At 59.4% G+C, this 485-nt stretch carries 1 protein-coding gene; it reads left to right on the forward strand.

Translation table 11 applies throughout. The annotated features are described in order from the left end of the window. Nucleotides 1-111: 111 nt before the first annotated feature. The coding region (locus AXE65_RS11780) for an LAPAL motif-containing putative phage structural protein (protein WP_239685094.1) at nt 112-485 on the forward strand (374 nt) is incomplete at its 3' end.

Genomic DNA, 485 nt, shown 5'->3' on the forward strand with positions numbered 1-485 from the left:
GGTGGTGAGATTGTCAAGAAGCATTTTTCGCCTCCTTCTTGGTCTTTGCGGCGGGCAATGGCCGGTGCAAAGGGCAAATGCTAGACTCGCGCGATATTCAGGGAGACCCACATGACCGGTAATGTCCGTTTTTCTGTCCGCTATGACGGCCCGGCGCTGTCCAATCACAGCATAGACGTGCGCGAACTGGCACCCGCGCTGGTCGCGTTTTCGGACTTGCTCGCAGGCGCTCGCCAAGCCGCTTTCCCTGACGTGCCAGGGGTGTGCGTCAAGGTTGGCGGCAACTTCAAGGCAGGCTCCTTCGGCATTGACCTGATGATTGAGCAAACGCTGATCGAGCAAGCGGTATCCCTGTTTTCCGGCAAGGAATCGGCGGCGACTGCAAACCTGATCGCCATGCTTTCCGCCGTGGGGCTTACCGGCGGCGGGCTGATCGGGCTGATCCAATGGCTGCGCGGACGCAAGCCCAGCCGTATCGAAAAAAA

It is taken from the genome of Ventosimonas gracilis (assembly GCF_001580025.1).
Lineage (GTDB): Bacteria > Pseudomonadota > Gammaproteobacteria > Pseudomonadales > Pseudomonadaceae > Ventosimonas > Ventosimonas gracilis.